25 protein-coding genes and 3 pseudogenes are annotated in these 20327 nt (G+C 43.1%); 11 read left to right on the top strand and 17 right to left on the bottom strand.

From position 1 onward, the window contains the following. The first annotated feature begins 311 nt into the window (after nucleotides 1-311). On the top strand, nucleotides 312-575 hold the full coding sequence (locus tag ACYTXL_RS33635; RefSeq protein ID WP_461928405.1) for a DUF7219 family protein: 264 nt from the start codon (nucleotides 312-314) through the stop codon (nucleotides 573-575). A gap of 56 nt (nucleotides 576-631) precedes the next feature. Here the strand turns inward: ACYTXL_RS33635 and ACYTXL_RS33640 are convergent. The 5 genes and pseudogenes from ACYTXL_RS33640 to ACYTXL_RS33660 all read right to left on the bottom strand — a co-directional run. Beyond that, a pseudogene (locus ACYTXL_RS33640) lies at nucleotides 632-890 on the bottom strand (hypothetical protein); the annotation flags it as partial. 345 nt (nucleotides 891-1235) lie between these two features. Next, nucleotides 1236-2366: a glycosyltransferase family 4 protein gene (locus ACYTXL_RS33645; RefSeq protein WP_461928364.1), complete on the bottom strand. Its 1131-nt coding sequence runs from the start codon at nucleotides 2364-2366 to the stop codon at nucleotides 1236-1238. 6 nt (nucleotides 2367-2372) lie between these two features. Continuing rightward, nucleotides 2373-3017, bottom strand: a complete 645-nt coding sequence (locus ACYTXL_RS33650; protein WP_461928365.1) for a DUF4291 domain-containing protein — start codon at nucleotides 3015-3017, stop codon at nucleotides 2373-2375. 12 nt (nucleotides 3018-3029) lie between these two features. Further along, nucleotides 3030-4184 (bottom strand): NAD-dependent epimerase/dehydratase family protein, encoded by a 1155-nt coding sequence (locus tag ACYTXL_RS33655; protein ID WP_461928366.1) that lies wholly within the window; start codon nucleotides 4182-4184, stop codon nucleotides 3030-3032. A 192-nt stretch (nucleotides 4185-4376) separates the two neighbouring features. Beyond that, a complete protein-coding gene (locus ACYTXL_RS33660) occupies nucleotides 4377-4907 on the bottom strand; it encodes a hypothetical protein (RefSeq protein ID WP_461928367.1) in 531 nt (176 codons plus the stop codon). 355 nt (nucleotides 4908-5262) lie between these two features. On the opposite strand from ACYTXL_RS33660, the gene ACYTXL_RS33665 reads away from it, so the two are divergent. The 3 genes from ACYTXL_RS33665 to ACYTXL_RS33675 all read left to right on the top strand — a co-directional run bounded on the left by ACYTXL_RS33665 (nucleotide 5263) and on the right by ACYTXL_RS33675 (nucleotide 7699). Next, nucleotides 5263-5613, top strand: coding sequence for a slr0373 family blue light stress response protein (locus ACYTXL_RS33665; protein ID WP_461928368.1), 351 nt, complete (start codon nucleotides 5263-5265; stop codon nucleotides 5611-5613). Nucleotides 5614-5692: 79 nt separating this feature from the next. Continuing rightward, nucleotides 5693-7207, top strand: a complete 1515-nt coding sequence (gene ycf46, locus ACYTXL_RS33670; protein WP_461928369.1) for a stress-responsive protein Ycf46 — start codon at nucleotides 5693-5695, stop codon at nucleotides 7205-7207. A gap of 141 nt (nucleotides 7208-7348) precedes the next feature. Further along, entirely contained in the window at nucleotides 7349-7699 is a 351-nt protein-coding gene (locus tag ACYTXL_RS33675; RefSeq protein ID WP_012407317.1) for a DUF1257 domain-containing protein, read from the top strand. 128 nt (nucleotides 7700-7827) lie between these two features. On the opposite strand, the gene ACYTXL_RS33680 is transcribed toward ACYTXL_RS33675, so the two are convergent. Together ACYTXL_RS33680 and ACYTXL_RS33685 are read right to left on the bottom strand one after the other, a co-directional pair. After that, nucleotides 7828-8340 (bottom strand): hypothetical protein, encoded by a 513-nt coding sequence (locus tag ACYTXL_RS33680; RefSeq protein WP_461928370.1) that lies wholly within the window; start codon nucleotides 8338-8340, stop codon nucleotides 7828-7830. Further along, nucleotides 8325-8897 carry a hypothetical protein gene (locus ACYTXL_RS33685; protein ID WP_461928371.1) on the bottom strand — a complete coding sequence of 191 codons (573 nt, stop codon included), beginning with the start codon at nucleotides 8895-8897 and terminating at the stop codon, nucleotides 8325-8327. The genes ACYTXL_RS33680 and ACYTXL_RS33685 overlap by 16 nt, the downstream gene beginning before the upstream one ends. A gap of 490 nt (nucleotides 8898-9387) precedes the next feature. Between ACYTXL_RS33685 and ACYTXL_RS33690 the strand changes: the two genes are divergently transcribed. Further along, nucleotides 9388-9774 carry a hypothetical protein gene (locus ACYTXL_RS33690; RefSeq protein ID WP_461928372.1) on the top strand — a complete coding sequence of 129 codons (387 nt, stop codon included), beginning with the start codon at nucleotides 9388-9390 and terminating at the stop codon, nucleotides 9772-9774. Beyond that, on the top strand, nucleotides 9774-10199 hold the full coding sequence (locus tag ACYTXL_RS33695; RefSeq protein ID WP_461928373.1) for an HNH endonuclease: 426 nt from the start codon (nucleotides 9774-9776) through the stop codon (nucleotides 10197-10199). Before ACYTXL_RS33690 ends, ACYTXL_RS33695 begins: the two co-directional genes overlap by 1 nt. 63 nt (nucleotides 10200-10262) lie before the next feature. Here ACYTXL_RS33695 and ACYTXL_RS33700 read toward each other — a convergent pair whose 3' ends face one another. The 3 genes from ACYTXL_RS33700 to ACYTXL_RS33710 form a co-directional block, all read right to left on the bottom strand. Next, nucleotides 10263-10895, bottom strand: coding sequence for a DUF5678 domain-containing protein (locus tag ACYTXL_RS33700; protein WP_461928374.1), 633 nt, complete (start codon nucleotides 10893-10895; stop codon nucleotides 10263-10265). Nucleotides 10896-10965: 70 nt separating this feature from the next. Further along, entirely contained in the window at nucleotides 10966-11301 is a 336-nt protein-coding gene (locus ACYTXL_RS33705; RefSeq protein WP_461928406.1) for a Uma2 family endonuclease, read from the bottom strand. Beyond that, a complete protein-coding gene (locus ACYTXL_RS33710; RefSeq protein ID WP_461928375.1) occupies nucleotides 11277-11456 on the bottom strand; it encodes a hypothetical protein in 180 nt (59 codons plus the stop codon). The genes ACYTXL_RS33705 and ACYTXL_RS33710 overlap by 25 nt, the downstream gene beginning before the upstream one ends. A 280-nt stretch (nucleotides 11457-11736) precedes the next feature. Here ACYTXL_RS33710 and ACYTXL_RS33715 point away from each other — a divergent pair, with 280 nt between their 5' ends. Both ACYTXL_RS33715 and bioU read left to right on the top strand, forming a co-directional pair. Continuing rightward, nucleotides 11737-11802, top strand: coding sequence for a hypothetical protein (locus tag ACYTXL_RS33715; RefSeq protein WP_461928407.1), 66 nt, complete (start codon nucleotides 11737-11739; stop codon nucleotides 11800-11802). Nucleotides 11803-12047: 245 nt separating this feature from the next. Continuing rightward, nucleotides 12048-13070 carry a (S)-8-amino-7-oxononanoate synthase BioU gene (gene bioU, locus ACYTXL_RS33720; protein WP_461928376.1) on the top strand — a complete coding sequence of 341 codons (1023 nt, stop codon included), beginning with the start codon at nucleotides 12048-12050 and terminating at the stop codon, nucleotides 13068-13070. A 184-nt stretch (nucleotides 13071-13254) separates the two neighbouring features. Here the strand turns inward: bioU and ACYTXL_RS33725 are convergent, their stop codons facing one another. From ACYTXL_RS33725 to ACYTXL_RS33740, 4 genes and pseudogenes are all read right to left on the bottom strand, one after another. Next, entirely contained in the window at nucleotides 13255-13815 is a 561-nt protein-coding gene (locus ACYTXL_RS33725) for a hypothetical protein (protein WP_461928377.1), read from the bottom strand. A 113-nt stretch (nucleotides 13816-13928) separates the two neighbouring features. Beyond that, complete coding sequence (locus ACYTXL_RS33730) at nucleotides 13929-15155, bottom strand: type II secretion system F family protein (protein WP_461928378.1); 1227 nt, start codon at nucleotides 15153-15155, stop codon at nucleotides 13929-13931. Between the two features lie 7 nt (nucleotides 15156-15162). Next, nucleotides 15163-15336 (bottom strand): hypothetical protein, encoded by a 174-nt coding sequence (locus tag ACYTXL_RS33735; RefSeq protein WP_461928379.1) that lies wholly within the window; start codon nucleotides 15334-15336, stop codon nucleotides 15163-15165. Then, a pseudogene (locus tag ACYTXL_RS33740) lies at nucleotides 15337-16467 on the bottom strand (type IV pilus twitching motility protein PilT); the annotation flags it as partial. 73 nt (nucleotides 16468-16540) lie between these two features. On the opposite strand from ACYTXL_RS33740, the gene ACYTXL_RS33745 reads away from it, so the two are divergent. Beyond that, nucleotides 16541-16666 (top strand): hypothetical protein, encoded by a 126-nt coding sequence (locus ACYTXL_RS33745; protein ID WP_461928380.1) that lies wholly within the window; start codon nucleotides 16541-16543, stop codon nucleotides 16664-16666. A gap of 3 nt (nucleotides 16667-16669) precedes the next feature. Here ACYTXL_RS33745 and ACYTXL_RS33750 read toward each other — a convergent pair whose 3' ends face one another. Next, nucleotides 16670-18679 (bottom strand): GspE/PulE family protein, encoded by a 2010-nt coding sequence (locus ACYTXL_RS33750; protein ID WP_461928381.1) that lies wholly within the window; start codon nucleotides 18677-18679, stop codon nucleotides 16670-16672. Between the two features lie 205 nt (nucleotides 18680-18884). Further along, nucleotides 18885-19283 (bottom strand): hypothetical protein, encoded by a 399-nt coding sequence (locus tag ACYTXL_RS33755; protein WP_461928382.1) that lies wholly within the window; start codon nucleotides 19281-19283, stop codon nucleotides 18885-18887. Between the two features lie 126 nt (nucleotides 19284-19409). On the opposite strand from ACYTXL_RS33755, the pseudogene ACYTXL_RS33760 reads away from it, so the two are divergent. Beyond that, nucleotides 19410-19565, top strand: a pseudogene (locus tag ACYTXL_RS33760) (hypothetical protein); the annotation flags it as partial. Here the strand turns inward: ACYTXL_RS33760 and ACYTXL_RS33765 are convergent. Then, a complete protein-coding gene (locus tag ACYTXL_RS33765) occupies nucleotides 19519-19671 on the bottom strand; it encodes a hypothetical protein (protein ID WP_461928410.1) in 153 nt (50 codons plus the stop codon). The pseudogene ACYTXL_RS33760 and the gene ACYTXL_RS33765 overlap by 47 nt on opposite strands. A 1-nt stretch (nucleotide 19672) precedes the next feature. On the opposite strand from ACYTXL_RS33765, the gene fldA reads away from it, so the two are divergent. Continuing rightward, nucleotides 19673-20185: a flavodoxin FldA gene (fldA, locus tag ACYTXL_RS33770; RefSeq protein WP_461928383.1), complete on the top strand. Its 513-nt coding sequence runs from the start codon at nucleotides 19673-19675 to the stop codon at nucleotides 20183-20185. Nucleotides 20186-20327: the final 142 nt, after the last annotated feature.

Consider the following 20327-nt stretch of genomic DNA (forward strand, 5'->3'; position numbering starts at 1 on the left):
TAAAAACGCCTGTGGAGAACTTGTAAGACCTGGAGTAATTCAGGCAGAGATCGTTGAAGCAGGAATCACGCGACTTTTAGTCGTGTGAGGTTCAATTCTCCCAGTCTGACACAAGTAGGACTTACGCAAAACTACACTCTGTAGGTGCAATTCATGTAGCTTTAGCTGACCGCAGGGTATTGCCCCTAAGAAGAAAATCATTTTTTTCGGCTATTGTTTGCGTAAATCCTGACAAGTTGAAGATTATGGTAGCTAGTAATTCAGCTTTAGAGATTTAAACATAAGGGAAGTTGAATAAATTGGAGAACAAAATCGTGAATAAGGATGATTTTCTGTTTCCTCGTGGTCGCTACTACGGTCAGGTAAAGCCAGAAAACTTGGTTTTTAATGCAAATCTACAGGAATTTGCCCAACGAGTAAGCTACATTTGCAACTTAGAAACAGGTGGAAAAGTGCCTCCAGGTCAAGCTTACGAACAAATAAAGGATTTATGGAAACAGTTGAAACGCTCAAAAAAAGAGCTAAGGATTGGCGAAGACCCGTTTCAGGATGACCAGGGGGAGGTTCAAGGTTGAATGAGGCCATTGGGCATTGGGCATGGGGAGAATAATAAATGACTAATGACTAATGACTACTTAGTAAGCATTGTCCAAATACCATCCCAAGACTCTGGGGGCGGCGTTTGTTGATAATTATGCGCCCGTTCTCGGTAGATATCAACAGCTTGGTCTTGGGGTTGGATGCATTTGGCGGCTTCAAAACAGGCGATCGCTTGTTTTGAAGTTGCGCGATAAATAAGCCGAGTCTTCAGTATGATAGTGAAACAAAAACTCTTGGATTTTGGCATCTAGGGGAGTAGTGCGATCGCTAATTAACTTGTAGATATTCACCCTCAATTAGCACCATCGTCCGCTTAGTAATTCATTACTAGGCGGTTGTTGGAATTGGTGCAAGATTTAAGTTTTAACGGACTCAAAAGCTTACTTTAGCTATGAGATGGGGAATTAATTGGCGGACTAGGGGAAAACGAATTAAATAATTCGTAATTCGTAATGACGCTCGATGACTCGCTAACGCTTCGCTAACGTAATTCGTAATTAAAGACATTTTCAAACGGGGATTTAAACCCCGACTGAAACTGATCGGAGGCGGAGTGGCTCCGACTCCGCGCTACGTGTATACGTAGGGGTCTTAAACCCTTTTATTTACGATAATCCTGCCCAGTCCCCACTCCCCTATTTTGTCAACTGTTCAGAAAATATCACTTTTTGATAGTAATCTTGTAGCTGCTTAGTGGCAGCTGCCCAACCCCAACTTTCTGCTTCCTGGCGAGCATTTTGACGGATGATGTCTCGTTGTTGTTTTTGTTCTAAGAGGCGAACAGTAGCAGCGATGGCTCCTTGAACATCTGCTGTTGGCTCAAAAAGATATCCATTTACTCCATCTGTCACAATATCGGGAATTCCCCCCGAACGGGCTGCTACCACTGGACAGCCAGCAGCCATCGCTTCTAGTAGTACTAAGCCTAATGTTTCTGTACGGGAAGGAAACATAAAGGCATCAGCACTTGCAAAGGCAGAACCTAATTCTTGGCCGATGAGATACCCAACAAAATAAGTGTTTGTGCCAGCAAAGTGTTTTTGCAATGCTTGACGGTGTGGGCCATCCCCAACCAATGCCAACCGCGCTTGGGGAATTGCCTCTAAAACTGGTTTAATGCGCTCAATTTCTTTTTCAGCAGAAAGCCGCCCAACGTAAAGTAGCAATGGACTTTCTGGATGATTTTGCGATAAGCGCGATCGCATCTCTACACTAGCTAAATCGGGGTGAAATAATTCCGTATCCACCCCACGCTGCCACAAATCTACACGTTCAATACCGTGTGCTGTCAGTTCCTCTACCATAGCTGTGGAGGTACACAGATTCAAAGCTGCTTGATTATGAGCGCTTTTCAGCAATTCCCAAAGAAGCCCTTCTAGCATCCCCAAGCCGTAATGTTGGAGATATTGGGGTAAATGCGTATGGTAAGATGCCACTAAGGGTATTTTGAGGATTTTGCTATAGAATATGCCAGCTAAACCCAAAACTGCTGGATTTACGACATGAATAACATCTGGCTTAAACTCTTCTAAAATATAACCAATGGCTGGGCGGGGTAATGCCATTTGCAATTCTGGATACAATGGCAGAGGAAAGCCACTAATGCCGTAAACTTTAGCGCCTTTGTATTCTGTGATGCCTCCATCAGGGGCAATTACCAGCACTTGATTACCACTGCGCTGTAAATGATCAACGGTATGGCGCAGGCGCGTTACAATGCCGTCAACCTTGGGTAAAAAAGTTTCGGTAAATAGAGCAATTCTCATATAAAACTATTCAGTACAGGCAGATAATCTCAGCTTTTCTTGCGTTTCGGTATCAAACACAGAATAGACTCTCTCCTGTGGTGTAATCAATTCTGCACAGTCAGACTTAATGTTTTGCCGCTCTTTTTGTACAAAGTCCGAGATGTCCTCAATATTCACAATCCAATCTTTGGCGTAAGCGGCTAGCACTTGACCACGTAACCCTAACTGAATAGCGCGTCGTTCTAATTTTGTCCCAGATGGGTGATGGTCTGGGTCCCATTGTAGGCTGACTTGTGATTGCTTCAATGCTCTTTGCCATGCACTTTTATCGGGATAAAGTTCTGGAACGTAGCTGGAATGAACAGCCGCCGCTAAAATTTCATCAAAAGCTGAACGCATAATCCAAATAGCTAATACTACCTCTTGCCCATTTTGTGTACCCCATCCAGAACGATACATCATCCAGAGGAAGTTAGGTTTGATCCAACTCATGCGGTTAAAACTGAACTCACCACCAAAATAACCGTAGGTGGCGGCGAAGCCACCAATAGCTGGACGATACGCCTGATAAACAACAATTGAATGGTCGTCATATTGTGCTAAAATATGACGACCATTTTTAGGCCAATTACTGACTTGAGTTAAATAAGGTTCTGTTATCAGCCGCACGCAGGGTTTACCCTAATTTCTGTGCCAAGAGACTTTCGGCAGAATTTGTTTGTGATCAACTCGTTTTTGATACTTGATGGCAAAGTTTAACAGAGAATCGAGTAGAGAATCAGAGAGCAAGTGTGGCTCTAACCCTAAATCGAGCAATTTAGTGTTTTTAGCGTTGAAGTAATGTTCTTCTTTCTCGACTCTGGGATTATCTAGGTGATTGATTTCTACATTCAATCCCATAGCGCTACCAGCTTTTTTCACCATCAATGCCAATTCGCCGACGCTGAATTGTTCGGTAAATTGGTTAAATACGCGGAATTCACCAGCCTCGGCAGGGTTAGCGATCGCTAATTCTACACATCGGACTGTATCCCGAATATCCAAAAATCCCCGAGTTTGCCCACCTTTACCATAGACGGTTAAGGGGTGTGCGATCGCTGCTTGAATACAAAAGCGGTTCAGTGCCGTACCAAACACACCATCGTAATCCAGCCGATTTATCAATAGTTCGTCCATCCCCGTTTCTTCGGTTAAGACGCCGTAAACTACACCCTGATTTAAATCCGTTGCCCGCAATCCCCAAATCCGGCAAGCAAAGTGGATGTTATGACTATCATGGACCTTGCTTAAATGGTACATTGAACCGGGCTGCTTGGGATAAGGTAGGGTATCCTTGCGTCCATTGTGTTCAATGGTGATGTAGCCTTCTTCTATGTCGATATTGGGTGTACCGTATTCACCCATTGTCCCCAACTTCACCAAATGACAGTCTGGGAAATCTTCCCGCATGGCGTACAACAAGTTCAACGTACCAACTACATTATTGACCTGGGTAAGAACTGCATGTTCACGGTCAATCATCGAAAATGGAGCCGAACGCTGTTCACCAAAATGCACTAGGGCATTTGGCTGAAATTGATGTAACGTTTTATGGAGAAATTCGTAGTTAGTAATATCGCCGATGAACAAGTCGATAGATTTGCTAGTCAAATCTTGCCAGCGCTGGAGACGTTGCTGAATTAGTGCGATCGGCGTGAGAGTTTCGACACCCAGTTCATTATCCCAGTGCCGCCGCACCAAACTATCTAAAATTCCAACTTCATAACCTCGATTGGAAAGGTAAAGAGCAGTTGCCCAACCGCAATACCCATCGCCACCAATAACCAGGACTTTCATCTTAACCAGTTTTTACTCGCTGATAGCTAAATCTATCAGGTTTCTGTCCTATCTCACTCATCATTCTGGGGGAGATAAGAAAAATTTTCCTAACTTCTAACCCTTCTCTACGAGACGCTACGCGAACGCCAGGGGTTACAGGTAGCTCTGCCGAACTGCTCAAAGCATCGCTTCTCACTCTTAACTCCTAACTCAAGATTTGGAAATCCGATACTGCTGGGCAATGTAATAAAAGAAACGATAGTAATCTGGAAATTCTTGGCTCTTGCTTCGTCCTTGCCAGTAATATTTTACTTGACTCTGAGTTAGCGTTAGTGTCATCGAACCTACTCGTTGATCAACTTCTACAACCATCACCCCAGCTACTCCTTGGGTAGTCTGAAAGTTAGGTTTGATCTTTTTCATAGACTCTTGGTCTGTAACAATCGAATTTGGTAGCTGCTGACTTGCCCACCCCCGAATTTCCACTGAGTTATCCTGTAGTGAAATAAACGCAATTCCATCATCATTTGCTGGCGCTGCTAAAGAAGTCCAGTTACTCGGATATGGAAATTCAAAGCCATAACGGGAGTTGCGATAAGTTTTCCAGGCGATCGCTCCGGCGTGAAAATCATTTGCAGTACAACCCCACAGAATTATTAACAAGGCAATGACTCCGAAGAAGCTGGCGGCAAACCAATAAATTTTTCGCCCTAAACTACAGGTTTTCTTAGCAGTAGCCATTTACATTACGCATTTTGCCAAAGTTACTGATTTTATAGAAATACCAGAAACTCAGATCAATACCTTCCCCAATTTATGAGTTATTCCCGAATCGGGAAACTGCACCAAAAGAGCGCTCATTAAAAATTCAATATGCGATCGCTAATTCCAATCAAGGTTTCAGGCTTAGAATCCGTAAGTCCTGATTAATTCTCAGAGGTTTATAGGCAGCATTTATCACTCAATCAACAGCATTTCATCTCCGATTGTAAACAAATATAACAAAACTACCGTTAAAACGTTTTACCGTCTTGACAACCAACAAAAGAACCGATAACTTGATATACATACCCGGGTAAGACCGTTAAAGAGTTATATGCAAACGCAAACTAAGCAAAAGGTCACTTTGTATTTATCGCCAGAGTTGCACAGAAAACTGAAGATTCGTTCAGCAGTCGATTCCGAACCAATGTCAGAACTAGCCGAACGCGCCCTCGTTTTTTACCTGTCTAATGCAGAATTGGTTGACGAGGTAGAAGATTCTTCTTATGGGCGGACTCATAGAGTTTATTCATGTCCAACTTGTGATAGCTCATTAGTCTTACGTGATGGGGAACTGGTTGGTTTGGGCAATCAACCAGGATTAGTTGGTCAAAAACATCATTCCATTGATATGGATGAAGATGAGACCAATCCCAAGGGTGAGGAAGAGTTAGTTCCTTGCTAAATAGATCGGAATTATTTCGGTTGTTTTTACCAGAAGCAATGTCTCTACTGTCTCTATAAGGTCTCAAGTAGGTCGAAGTATGAAAGAAGAGCTCAATATCCTAATTCAAGCTCAATACCCTTTAATCTACCTTGTTACCTCCGAGGAAGAGCGGGCCGAGCAAGCAATTTCCGCAATCGCCCAGTCAGAGTTAAAGCCTCAGCGCCGAGTATTTATTTGGACAGTAACACACGGGATTGTGGAGTATGGTCAACCCCGGAATGTCACCCAACATAATACCGTGTCTCCAGAGGCGGCGATTGAGTGGATTATCCGGCAGAAAGAACCTAGTATATTTATTCTTAAAGATTTACATCCATTTATAGATGCGCCTGCAACTAATAGATCGTTGCGTGATGCGATCGCCAGCTTTAAAGGTACGCAAAAGAATATCATTTTGATGTCGCCGATGCAGCAAGTACCTATAGAACTGGAAAAAGAAGTTGTCGTTCTCGATTTTACATTGCCAGATATGGCTGAGTTGAATAAGGTATTAACTCTCCATATAGAGCAAAATCGTGGTCGGCGGGTGACAACAGAAGCCAGAGAAAAGCTTCTCAGAGCCGCTTTGGGTCTAACTAAAGATGAAGCTGAGAAAGTCTATCGGAAGGCACAGGTAACTACCGGGCGTTTGACGGAAGATGAAGTAGATATCGTTTTATCTGAGAAAAAGCAACTAATTCGGCGCAATGGGATCTTAGAATACATTGAAGAAGATGAAACCATTGAGGCTGTAGGTGGCTTAGAAGAGTTAAAAAGATGGCTCAAACAACGTTCTAACGCTTTTACAGAAAGAGCGAGAGAGTATGGTTTGCCTCAACCAAAGGGGATGTTAATTCTCGGAGTTCCCGGTTGCGGTAAGTCGTTAATAGCCAAAACTACTTCCCGGCTGTGGGGTTTACCACTGTTGCGGTTGGATATGGGGCGAGTCTACGACGGCTCAATGGTGGGACGAAGTGAGGCAAATCTGCGAAACGCCCTGAAAACAGCAGAATCTATTTCCCCAGCGATTTTGTTTATCGATGAATTGGATAAATCCTTTGCTGGTAGTGGAGGTTCTTCTGATTCTGATGGGGGGACTTCCAGCAGAATCTTCGGTTCTTTCCTCACATGGATGCAAGATAAGAAATCACCAGTGTTTGTGATGGCAACTGCCAACCGAGTAGAACGCTTACCTGGGGAGTTCTTGAGGAAAGGACGCTTTGATGAAATATTCTTTGTGGATCTGCCAACACCGGAAGAACGGCAGCAGATTTTCAATATTCATCTGACCAAGCGCCGTGAAGACATCTCTCGATTCGATCTTGAGCAACTAGCCAAGATGTCTGACGGCTTTTCTGGGGCAGAAGTTGAGCAAGCGATCGTTGCGGCAATGTATGAAGCTTTTGCCCAAGATCGGGAGTTCACCCAACTAGATATTATTGCTGCACTGAAGGCAACATTGCCGCTGTCTCGAACGATGCAAGAACAAGTAACGGCTCTGAGAGATTGGGCCAGACAGCGCGCACGCCCCGCAGCATCCTCCGTAGCTGAATATCAGCGAATGGAGTTTTAAAAGCTTTCCTCTGCCATCCCAGGGGGAAAGGCTAGCTCCCAATGCTAGCAGTTATAAGAAAAGCCGCATCCTGATAAGCGCGGCTTCGCCGAAAACAAACCGTTGTCGTTTTTCTCAATCTTCTCATTGGAGGAAACCCAAATGTCTCACTTTAGCACCCTGCGTACCAAGATCACCGATGCCGAAATCCTCAAGGCTTCCTTGCGCGACTTAGGTATCAGCGTAAAGACTGAAGCTGATGTCCGTGGTTATAACGGTCAGCGTGTCCGTTCTGACATCGTTGCTATGTTGGATGGCGAATATGACCTCGGCTGGTCTCGCAACAGCGATGGTTCTTTTGACCTAATCGCTGACTTGTGGGGAGTTGCTAAGAAGCACAACCAAACCGAGTTGATCAACTCTATCAACCAAAAGTATGCAGTTAACAAAACTTTGGCTGAAGTAAAACAACGCGGTCTGCAAAACGCTAACGTGAAGTTGGTATTGCAATAACAATTTCTCTGCGCGTTCCCAAAGCTGCACGGGTTAACTATATAAATAGCGGTTAACCCGCTTTTTTATCGGGACTGAGATGTATTTCTCAGTCCTGATTTTTATCATGTTTTACTTTTTACTCGTACTCAGCTAAACATAAATAAGTCTAGTTCATCTAAATTGTGAATAATATTTGAATCAGGAACGCCATATGACTCAGCTAGTTTAATGCTAGCTTCCAATCTCAATTCTAGGTTTAATTTAGGGTCAAAAGCTGCTCTAGCTAGGTCGCCCAATTTGTCATAAGTAGCGATAATATTAGCAATAGTAGTTTTGTAATCCTGATCAATTTGAGCAAGTAACTTTTGATAATATTGTTCTACTTGTTTGCACAGTTTTGTATTTTCTCCTAATAAATTTTTGCATAAATCGGAAACTATACGACCAGCAATTGAACCAATAACCGCACCAATAACAGGAACAGGTATCAATGCTTGTCCTATAGCTGCTCCAGTTGCCACTATTGCAGAATCTGCACAAGCAAATAAACTTAATTCTACAAATTCTTCTGAAGAAATTTCTCTGCGATTCCAACTTCTGACCAAACTGGCAACTTCTATACCAGCACTGACAAATGCACCAGCTAAGGGTGCAGACATCCAACTAAAGCTGCACCTCCAATAGCCCAGCCAACAGGTCCAGCCATTGCTAGTAATGCACTTCCACCTGCCATGCCAGTACCTTCAGCAATAAGCGCACCACCTCCTAAGAAGGCTAAAGCAGCATTAGTAGCCGCAGCACCGGAAAGAGAAGATATTGCCACACCTGTTGATGCTGTACCGAAAGTGGTTGCAAACGCCATTGCAGCTGTTGGCCCAAGAAAGGCAACTCCAGCTCCCGCGACTAATCCAGCACCAGCAGTAGAACCTGCTACGAAGTTTTTGTTGGTATTTGCATCAATTAGCTCCCAGTCTTTACCTGTAATTTCTTTAAGCTGAAATTTAAGTTCAGCAATAACTTTGCTAAATTCTTTTGGTGAATTTGCCAGTGTGTTTATGTAACTTTCGCAAAGTTTAATAGTCTCAACCCCACGCTTGACTCGCTTTTGATAAAGACTTGCAGCCGCATCTTGTAAAGACTTATAGATGTTTTCGTATTTATCTACTGCACTGCGTAGCCTCTGTTGAGCCTCTTTCCGGTATGTTCTTTTAAACATTGATTCCTCAAAAAATAAAAATAAGTGTTTGGCTTCAGATGAGCCATTGAAGACAATATATTCAAAATATAATTAAAATGATAATTGTATAAATACTTAAATCATCCTCTGAAACCATTTTTTTAATTATGATCTGAGCATCAAATTATTTTAATTTAAAGTAAAAGATATAGCTTATTGATTTAATAGTATAAACTTAGTTTCCTGAAAAAGTTATTAACTGTTTAAACTTATTGATAAAATAAACTTAGGATAAAGTATACACTCTAATTAAGTAATATTTCTATAGCAATTTTTCTGTGATCCCCAAAAATTTATATACTTGTTAAAAGTTTGAATTCATTCTCTAGCAAACCTGACTTAAATCTAAAACAACCCCAAGTACCAAAGCTTCACAGTATAGTGTCTTAAATTACATTCTTCATTTATGACCCTGAAACACATAATTACTAATTGCAAGTGAGAATAGAGAGGAGTATTTACAAGAGCTATGAGTACCCAAATCATCATTACCCTGCCAGACGATATTTACCAACGTGCAGAACGCTTTGCACGGTTGGCAAATAGTGATGTCGCCAGCATTTTAGTAGATACTATTCAACTTTCAATTCCGCCCGTCAGTGGGGACGTTACCGACCTTGAGCCTGTCTCTGTCCTTTCTGATGAACAAGTCCTGGTGCTGACCGAACTGCAAATGGAACCAGAACAGGATGCCCGGCTAAGCGAACTGCTCGCTCGCCAACAATCAGGGACTCTTACTGAAGGCGATCGATCAGAGTTACAAACCCTGATGCAGGTCTATCAAGAAGGACTTTTAAGAAAAGCCACTGCGTTGAGCGAAGCTGTCAAACGTGGGTTGATTGAACCCTTAAGCTAGTGAGCCAGATTCCTGAAGAAGTCCGGGCGCAGATACGGATACAGGCGAATCATCAGTGTGGTTATTGCCTTAGTCTGCAAAAGTATGTTTTAGGAATTTTAGAAATTGAACACATCATTCCCAGAGCAGCAGGCGGTACTGACGATGAGGAGAATCTGTGGCTTGCCTGTAGGTTATGCAATGCCTACAAAGGTATTCAGACCCATGCCAGAGATCCAGTAACGAACCGTAAAGTCAAACTCTTCAACCCTCGTCAACAAAAATGGTCGCGTCATTTCACTTGGGCAAACAACGGCACTCAGATTACAGGTTTGACTGCCTGTGGTCGTGCAACTGTATTAGCTTTGCAACTGAACAATTCTTATGCTGTAACCGTTAGGCAAGCTTGGGTGTCTGCTGGCTGGCATCCACCAACTGAAGTTTGAGCAAAATTACAGGCAAACTAAACCCACCACTGGAACCCAAACATTAGCGGTTAGCCTACTTTTTTATGACTTCAAATCTTCACGCCATGTAAAAATAATTTGCTCCTCAGCTTGCCTAAATTCAATATTAAATTTATCAAATACAACTTCTCGCCCTAAAAGCAATTGTTCTCCGCCTGTGTTGATTTGTAACCATGCTACAGGAGTAATAAAATTGTGTCCATCAATTGTCATTTCAACATTGCGTAAAACATACTCAACTCTGCCACCTATAGTTTCTGCCAACAAAGTTGATTCTGAATCAGCCAAAGCATAGCCTAAATCTTGACCAACTTTCAATGAAATTAAACTTAATTCAGCACCAGAATCTACTAACATTGTTGTATTAGATTCTATATCTCTATGTTTTAAAATAACCCTATAATTTGGTTGCCAATCATGACGAGCGACGGTGCGGAAGCGAATTGGTAAAATTTCTATAGAAGCAGTGCGACGGGGAACTAAGTAAATTAAAAAAGGCTGTTTTGCAGCATTAGCTAATGCTAAAACTTCGCGTAAGTTTTCGCTGTGAGCAATTATTCCATTTGCATTATAAGCGATATATTGATTTTTATATAAGTCTAATAACATCTGGCGGTTACGATTCAACCACTTGAACATTTCATCTGTTTCTCTTTTAGAGGGCGTTGTGTTCATATATTTAATATTGTGCGTGGATGTCGAATATCTCTGGCACTATTTTTAATCGTTTGGTGTAAGATGTGAGCTACCAAACCTGACTTAAATCCAAAAGAAAACTAGATAGCAACGTTTCACGGCAAAGGGTTCTAGGGTTATTTAAAACTTCAATCGCAGTATTAGGACGATAAATAAAAACTTGGCGTTGTTTTCTATCAATTAACCAACCAAGTTGTGTCCCATTATCAGTATACTCTTGCATCTTATCTTGTAAAACTTGCAAGCAATGCCTACGGCGGTAAACTACGCTCTGGGAACGCAACTCAATCACGAATTCAGGACAAATCGGTGCAAACTTTTTTCGCAGTTCTGGTGGTATCGCTTCCCAGCGATCGCGTTTTATCCACGCTGCATCCGGCGATATCTACGACGGCTACGCTTACGCACCGCACCATTGGGCAAAGTAAACCCACCACTGGAACCAAACCCTACACCTGTACCATCTTGCTTTACCCAAATACCCAACTGAACAATAACGTCAAAGTTATGTTGAGCAGTTTCGCAACCAGTAGGGGGCATAATCACTAATTCTCCAGCAGGATTACGTTCGATGCCAAAATCGCGGTTTAGTAAAACTGGTCTTCGGTTAGTGCGATCGCAGGTTGCAGCTACAACACCATTGGTACAATTTCTGTAATGACTGGTAAGTTGGTGGTCATAATTACAAAGAAAGGCAGAGGGCAGAGGGCAGAAGGCAGAAGGAAAGAAGTACTAATAAAAACTTTAGTTCTGGGTCTAAAGCCCAACTTTTGATTGATGAACGTCGTGGTCGCATGGTTACATAGGGATTTTAGGGATCTTGGTTGAAGCTAAAAGTCAAAGGCTGATTTCTGCTGTGAAGCCTTTGTTTAGATGCTCTGATTAACCAAGCAGGATTCTGGGTGGCTGAACCTTTATACAAGAGCGTTTTGCAGCTTGTTGATGAAAATTAATTTTTGATCCTGTCCAAGTAGCTTACATAAAAAAAACATCAGTCAGCCAAAAAACCCAGGATAATGAATCATAATTAACCTCTATAGCTTTGAGCTATCAGCCATCAGCCACCAGTTCAAAGCCGGAAGCTGAGATGCTGAATGCTAAAGGCTTTTGATTCAACTTAACTAATTGACTATGAATTCTGAAAAGGTCAAAAATTCTCTAAATATTTCGCCAGCTATCCGCGTGGGAGTACTAGGTTTTGGCGGACTAGGACAAGCAGCCGCCAAGCTACTTGCTGGCAAACGGGAAATGATTTTAGTTGCAGCAGCAGATCATAAAGGCTACGCTTACGCTGCTGATGGTTTAAATACTCAAGAATGCATCGCCACCTACCAGTCCCAAGATTCGGTAGGTCATTTAGAGCCAGTTGGTACTTTAACAAATCAAAGTATTCAGGATTTAATTGAAATAGCTCAATCTGTGGATGGGTATTTTCTGGCTTTACCCAACTTGCCAAATGACTTTATTCCCACTGTAGCCAAGCAGTTTATCAAATCTGGTTGGCGTGGGGTGCTAGTGGATGCGATTAAGCGCACTACTGCTGTAGAACAGCTATTGGCGATGAAAGAAGAACTGGAAGCAGCCGGGATTACCTACATGACAGGCTGTGGTGCTACACCGGGATTGTTAACCGCCGCCGCCGCATTAGCCGCCCAAAGCTACGCCGAGATTCATCAAGTCGAAATCACCTTCGGGGTGGGAATTGCTAACTGGGAAGCTTACCGTGCTACCGTTCGAGAAGACATTGGGCATATGCCTGGTTATACAGTGGAAACTGCCAGGGCGATGACTGACGCACAAGTAGAGGCACTACTAGATAAAACTAATGGTGTGCTTACCTTGACGAATATGGAACACGCTGATGATGTAATGCTAGAGGTAGCGGGAATTTGCGATCGCGATCGCGTTACTGTTGGTGGTGTAGTCGATACTCGCAATCCCAAAAAGCCCCTCAGCACCAACGTTAAGGTAACAGGGCGCACCTTTGAAGGGAAGATTTCCACCCATACATTTACTCTGGGAGATGAAACCAGTATGGCAGCGAATGTCTGCGGTCCTGCCTTTGGCTATCTCAAAGCTGGTAAACAATTGCACCAACGCGGCATTTACGGAATATTCACTGCTGCCGAAATTATGCCCCAATTTGTCAGGTAATAGTTAGGAGAGACGCGATTAATCGCGTCTGTACAGGAATTAGGAGTTAGGAGAGACGCGATTAATCGCGTCTGTACAGGAATTAAAAGTTTGGAGTTAAAAACCTAAACTTGAGACTTAAAAACCTCTAGCTTTGTTCAAAATTTGCAATTTAAAACTCTTAACTCCTCACTCCTCACTTTTTCTAAGCTGGTGGAATTTGTGGAGAGAAAATATCTGTGAAATTCTCCTCAAGTAGCGAATCTAGTGTTTGCATAATAAATGGAAGTTCGGCTCCCACTAAACCTCTTTGGATGCGTTCTAAAGTCTCACTAAAAACGACAAACAGAGGATATATGATATTAGATCCCTCACTCAAAATATGACTGTGGCGCAGAGGCATCAACCACTCATAATCATTTTCCAGCCAAACTTGGGTTTGTCGCCAACGTCCTAACAAATCAGAAAAGTCTTCATGAGCGCGATGAATAAAGACTAAAATTTCTGGTTCAGTTTTGATTTTCCACTCAGGATCGCACATCAAAATTGCCACATCACAGGGTAAGCAAATCGTTTGTGGGGCTGTGGTAGCAGTGTTGTGAAAACGGACAATTGGCAAAGGTATAGTGATCACACTTTCATCTGGACGGCGCAAACTGGGAATCATCTCCAAGTATGGCCGATATTGCTTTAGTAAGGCGATCGCAGCTAGATGATTACTGTACTCTGCCAAACTCGCTTCGTACTGAGATTTTTGCACAGTCATAATTTATTAAATAGTGAGTAGTTAGAAGTGATAAATTAAGAATCAAATTTATAAGTTAGAAGTTAGAAATACAAGTTTTAACTCCTAACTCTTAACTCTTAACTATTAATCCTCTATCCCAAGGTTTCAAATACTTTAAACATAGGTAGATACATCGCTAGCAAAATGGTTCCAACCATCCCCCCTAGAACTACAATCATCACTGGTTCCAAAATACTGGTCATTGCTTTTACTGCCTGCTCAACTTCATCTTCATAGAAATCGGCAACTTTCATCAACATTGCATCTAATTCTCCAGTTTCTTCTCCGATACTAATCATCTGAATTGCCATAGCCGGAAAAACGGTTTCACCTTGTTGTAAAGCAATGCTAATCATACCTCCTTGTTGAATCTCAAGGCGGGCTGCATCTATGGCATTGGCAATCACTTGGTTTCCTGATGTATCTCGGACAATTTCTAAGCAAGTTAAAATTGGCACACCTGAACGAGTCAAAGAACCAAAAGTTCTACTAAAGCGGGCGACTGAAGATTTTTGAATTAAGTCGCCAAACAACGGTACCTTCAAGGAAAGACGATCAATTGTTAGGCGACCACCAGGAGTTTTACCGAATTGTCCATAGGCAATTTTCAGTCCGACAATAATAAAGAGAAGGATGACAGCCTTCGGACTTCTCAAAAATTTACTAGTATCCATCAAGAATTGCGTTAGAGGTGGTAATGTAATTCCAATTTGTACAAAAATCGTGGCAAAAATGGGAATAAGAAAAATGGTCATGCCGAGGAAGATAGCAACTGCTATAAAACCCACGACCACTGGATAAGACAATGCTGATTTAATTTGGTTTTGTAAGCGGGCAACATCTTCTAACAACTTAGCTAAACGATTCAATACTTCGTCTAGAACACCACCAACTTCGCCAGCTTGAATCATACTCACATATAATCCATCAAAGCAGTCAGGATGTTTCCGCATTGACTCTGAAAGATTCATTCCACTTTGAACATCAATGCTAATCTCCACAAGAGCTTGTTTCAGTTTAGGGTTACTACACTGTTCAGAAAGTACCCCCAGACTTCTAACGATCGCAACTCCCGCATTCATCAAAACGGCAAATTGACGAGAAAAAACGGCTTTGTCTTTCACAGAAACCTTAACTAAGGAATTCTGGAATTTTTTTAAGTCAAAATTTAGCTGAAATCCTTGAGATTGTTTCAGTTCTTGAACTACAAAACCTTGATCTCGAAGATTAGTTCGAGCTTGTACCAAGGATTCGGCAACAATTTTTTCTGATCGGGATTTTCCTTGAGAATCCCGCACACGGGCAACATAGTTTGGCATAAATTAATTAAAAATGGGCATTGGGCACTTGTACTGACTTGTACTGACTTGTACTGACTTGTACTGAGCGAAGTCGTTGGCGCAGCCTAAGAAGAGAAGTAGCGGCATCGTTGGCGCAGCCTAAGAAGAGAAGTATTGGGCATGGGTTATTCTCCTCATCTCCCTCATCCGCCCAGTTCATTTAATGCGCTTTGGCAGCCGCACCGGGTTTCGCACCTGCTGCCTGGGGCGGTGCCGTAGTACCGATGAGACGTTGGATTTCATCTGGCTTAGAAGTCTTAGACATCGCCGCTTCAAAGGAGATCGTTCCGGCTTTGTACATATCGGCTAAAACCTTCTCCAGAGTTTGCATTCCCAATTTGCCGCCAGTTTGAATAGCTGAGTAAATTTGAGATGTTTTGCCTTCTCGAATCAAGTTGGAAATAGCAGGAGTGACAATCAGAATTTCTTGAGCCATTACCCGACCATATTCACCGGGTTTAGGATTTTTCTTAGACACCAAGGTTTGGCTAAATACCGCCACTAACGAGTTTGACAACTGCACCCGCACTTGGGTTTGTCTTTCATGGGGGAAAACGTCAATAATCCGGTCAACTGTCTGGGCGGCGGAACTGGTATGTAGCGTACCAAATACCAAATGTCCTGTTTCTGCGGCGGAAATAGCCAAAGAAATCGTTTCCAAATCGCGCATTTCCCCCACCAGAATAATATCTGGATCTTCCCGCAAAGCTGCTTTCAAAGCATTAGCAAAGCTCTTGGTATCTTCACCCAGTTGCCTTTGGTGAACTAAGCTTTTAATTGGTTCGTAGACAAATTCAATCGGGTCTTCTACCGTTAAAATATGCTCTGCTTTGGTGCGGTTAATCAAGTCAATCATTGCCGCTAGGGTAGTTGTCTTGCCGGAACCTGTAGGGCCTGTCACCAGAATTAATCCTCTGGGCTTATCTGTCATTTCCTTTACCACATCTGGCAAACCTAATTTTTCAAAGTTAGGAATCTTAGAACTTAATGCCCGTAAGCAAGCAGCATAAGAACCACGTTCTTTATAGACATTGACCCGGAAACGAGCCAAACCCTTAACACCATAGGAACAATCCAACTCCCAGTTCTGCTCCAAGGTTTTACGCTGGGTATTGTTGAGCATACTAAAAATCAGTCTTTGACACTGATCAGCTGTCATTACATCCTCACCTATGGGGGTGAGTTTGCCACTGATGCGGAAGTAGGGAGGCAAACCTGCGGATAAATGCAAATCTGAGCCACCTATTTCAATCAATTGCTCCATCAGGTCTTCAATCATCATTTCCATAGTTCTGCTTCCTTTTAATGTTTATTCTTTGTCATTTGTCATTTATTTAAAGTTACTAAGCATCGACTAATGACTAATGACCAATACTTCTCTTCTTAGGCTGCGCCAACGACTTCTCTACTTCGACCCTTCTCTACGAGACGCTACGCAAACGACAGGCTCAGGGCAGGCAAGCTCAGTACAAGTCAGTACAAGTGACTAATGACTACTTTTGAAACCGAGATGTCATACAGTAGGGACAATCCAGCCATTCTGGTTTTAATGTGGCATCGCAAGTCAGGCAGGTAAGACCAGTCTTGCGTTTGGCTTTTAACTCGGCTTCCAAACCAGTATCAGTAAAGGTCACTCGTTCTACTTCTTCTAGGGTGGTAGAACCTTGGCGCACTAAGTCCAAACTGTAAGACAGCAAGGTTTTCATGCCCTCTTCTATTGCCACTTCCTTGATACGTTCTGTGGGTGCATCTTCGTTGATCAGAGTTTGCAGGTTTTCGGTAACTCGCATGACTTCATAAACACCACAACGCCCTTTGTAGCCGACGCCATGACATTTTGGGCAAAGCTGATTTTTAGTTTTGGCTTGGGCGATCGCATCTAATGTCAAGGTGTTAGCTTTATAGAAGGTGACTTCGACATCTGAAGAAGCTAATAGACCATAGCGAGCCAATTCCTGGACGTTAGGAGTGTAGGGAATACGACATTCAGAACATACACGCCGCACCAAACGTTGGGCTAAAACGCCAATTAGGGAACTAGAAACCATGAACGGCTCAATACCCATTTCTCCCAAACGAGCGATCGCTCCTGGGGCATCATTGGTATGTAAGGTAGTTAATACCAAGTGACCCGTCAACGCAGCCTCAATTGCTGTTTTTGCCGTTTCTTTATCCCGCGTTTCACCCACCAGCAGCACATCTGGATCTTGCCGCAAGAAAGCCCGCAGAGCCGTAGCAAAATCCAGCCCTTTTTCCCGAATCACCTGTACTTGAGTAATCCCTGGAAGGCTGTACTCAATTGGGTCTTCCACAGTACTGATATTAATTCCGGGATCATTCTTTTCTGATAATGCAGAATACAGCGAGGTTGTTTTCCCAGAACCAGTTGGCCCAGTCACCAAAATTAGACCAAAGGGACGACATACCATATCCTGGACAATTTGTAAAGTCTCTGGGTCAGTAATTAACTTATCCAATCCCAATTGGGTGGAAGAGTTATCCAAAATCCGTAGCACCACCTTTTCCCCATAACGGCTGGGTAAGGTGCTGACGCGGAAATCTACTTTACGTCCCTCAAACAGCCGCCGGATGCGTCCATCTTGGGGTATACGCCGTTCCGCAATGTCTAGATTGGAGATGATTTTAAATCGCGCTGTCACCGCCGGGATGATTTTTTTCGGTAGGGGATCGAAAGCTTCGCGCAGTATGCCATCCTTGCGAAAGCGAATGCGTAAGTTTTCTTCTTGCGGTTCGATATGAATGTCAGAAACGCCCTCATGCAAGGCTTTAGCTAGAATTCTGTTGACTAGGTTGATGACTGGGGCATCCTCTGCACCCTTCATCGCCGCCCCTAGATCAGTCTCCATTTCTTCTGGAGCATCCGCAAGATCAAGATTGCCGAGATTTTCTAAATCCTGATTAATATCTGTAAACTTTGCTTGTTCCAGGTGCTTTTGCTTAACAGCCATTTCATCCAGGTACTGGTTGATTAGCTGTTGGTAGTCTTCCTGTGTAATCACCATCCGCTGCAATACCAAGCTTTGGGGGCGCAAGATGCGGTTTAGGTCATCGGAAGCCTCGAGATTATCTGGAGCAACCATCGCCACTAAAACAGAGGGCGGAGTTTGGTCTTGGTGTTTCGACAGTGGTACTAAACGATGGCGACGACAAATATCCACTGGGATGAGGGTTTCAATCAGGTTCGCCATCATCGTGGTGTCAAAGGAGTTGACTTCTGGATCGAGGAATTCAACACCGTATAGTATTTTAAGTTCAAATAGCTGCTGTTTTTTATATTGCCTGAGTAACTCAGGTGATAGTTGTTGACCAGTGATTGACTCTAGTACTTCCGTTAGGGGTATGCTAGATTTGCGGCTTTCAATTAGTGCCTGCCTCATCTGGTCGGTATTGACATAACCAGATAGCACTAGCTTGTTGCCGAAGGGCGAAAACTCTGTTTTGGTAGTTAGAGCGGTACTGCGCCGATGTGCTGACGAGTTCATAAATGAGCAATTGATTTGGGGAAACCTCTGTTTAGAGTATTCCCGTACTGGGAGACAGAATTCTCATTTCCCAAAAAAGTCCTAAGTCGCCCAACTTCTGAGCAACGAAAGCCGCCGATTTGCTCAACGCTTCCTCCTGATTCGAGCCGTCGTTTCGCGTAATTCTATCTACGTATTTCTCCTGTTATAAGTAGCCGTTCTATTTTTATTTTTTATTACCCAAAAGCATACTCCTCTCCGTTTTTTCTAACTGGAGGGGAGTATGCTTTTGCGTAGGTGTAGCCCGCACTTCTCTACCAGACCCTTCTCTACCAGACGCTGCGCGTAGCTTGCAACTCCTGCGGAGTACGGCAAAGCTCAGGGCAAGCAAGCTCAGTGACCATCGTAGACATCGCTTTCTCAAATAACTATAGGAATCATATTTGATTTCTGAAAAAATCTCGGTAGTCTTGTGTAGCCCCTCTTGGCTAGAATGTTGCAGAAAAATTGTCGGTTGGGGAGCCACTGCGTTGCGCGGGTTTCCCGCGTTGTAGCAAGTGGCGTTGGAGGCTTTGCCAAAGCCAACATCCTGATAATCAGTTGGGTTGCGCTCCGCTCCACCCAACCTACGTCTAATGCACTATTTTAGCCTAGGGGTCCACTACGTGCATTTCAAAAATCAAATACTAGTCCTATAGCAACTTGGGTTAATATATCTTCAGACTTATTGATATAGATATGCATTAAGTTAATGGTATATTTCAGCTACTTGCAATTTTTCTCAGGAGGTAACGCCTTGACAAGAATGGCTGTTCAAACAGGGGAGTCGGTTCCCTGGTGGGCAGGGAACGCCCGGTTAACTAAACTCTCAGGGCAACTTTTGGGCGCTCACGTTGCTCATGCGGGTTTCTTTTTCTGAGTTGCACGAACTTGGCAAAGGTATCGTTGCGTAAATTATTGCGATCGCGCAGCGTCTCTGAAAGATAATCGTAAAACCATATATCAGGTGACAATATGTCGAAAAAAATCGGTCTGTTCTACGGTACTCAAACTGGCAACACTGAATCTGATGCTGAAAAAATTCGGGATGAGTTTGGTGGTGATCTTGTAACATTACATCCCATTTACGAGGCGGATACTAGCACTTTTGCTGAGTATGAATTGCTGATTATTGGCTCTCCCACTTGGGATATTGGTCAACTTCAGAGCGATTGGGAAGGCTTTTTCCCCGATCTAGATCAAATAGATTTTAAGGGTAAGCTAGTTGCCTATTTTGGTGATGGAGACCAATATGGCTATGCCGATAATTTCCAGGATGCAATTGGAATTATCGAAGAAAAAATTTCCCAGCGGGGCGGTAAAACTGTTGGCTATTGGCCAACAGAGGGATATGACTTTGAGAATTCTAGAGCATTGAGAAATGGCAAGTTTGTCGGATTGGCACTTGATGAAGGTAGTCAATCTGAGTTAACAGACGAGCGAATTAAAACTTGGGTTGCTCAATTGAAGAAAGAATTTGGTTTGTAGAAAGTCAACTTAAAACCAGGGCGAATAGAATTCGCGGCTACACAGGGAAAGTCCGCCTGCGCGGACTAAGGAAAAATTGAGTGTTTGAAACCCACCTCCGTGGGTTTTGCCTGTATAGACGCGGTTTCTAACCGCCCTTTTA

Source organism: Nostoc sp. (genome assembly GCF_054880495.1).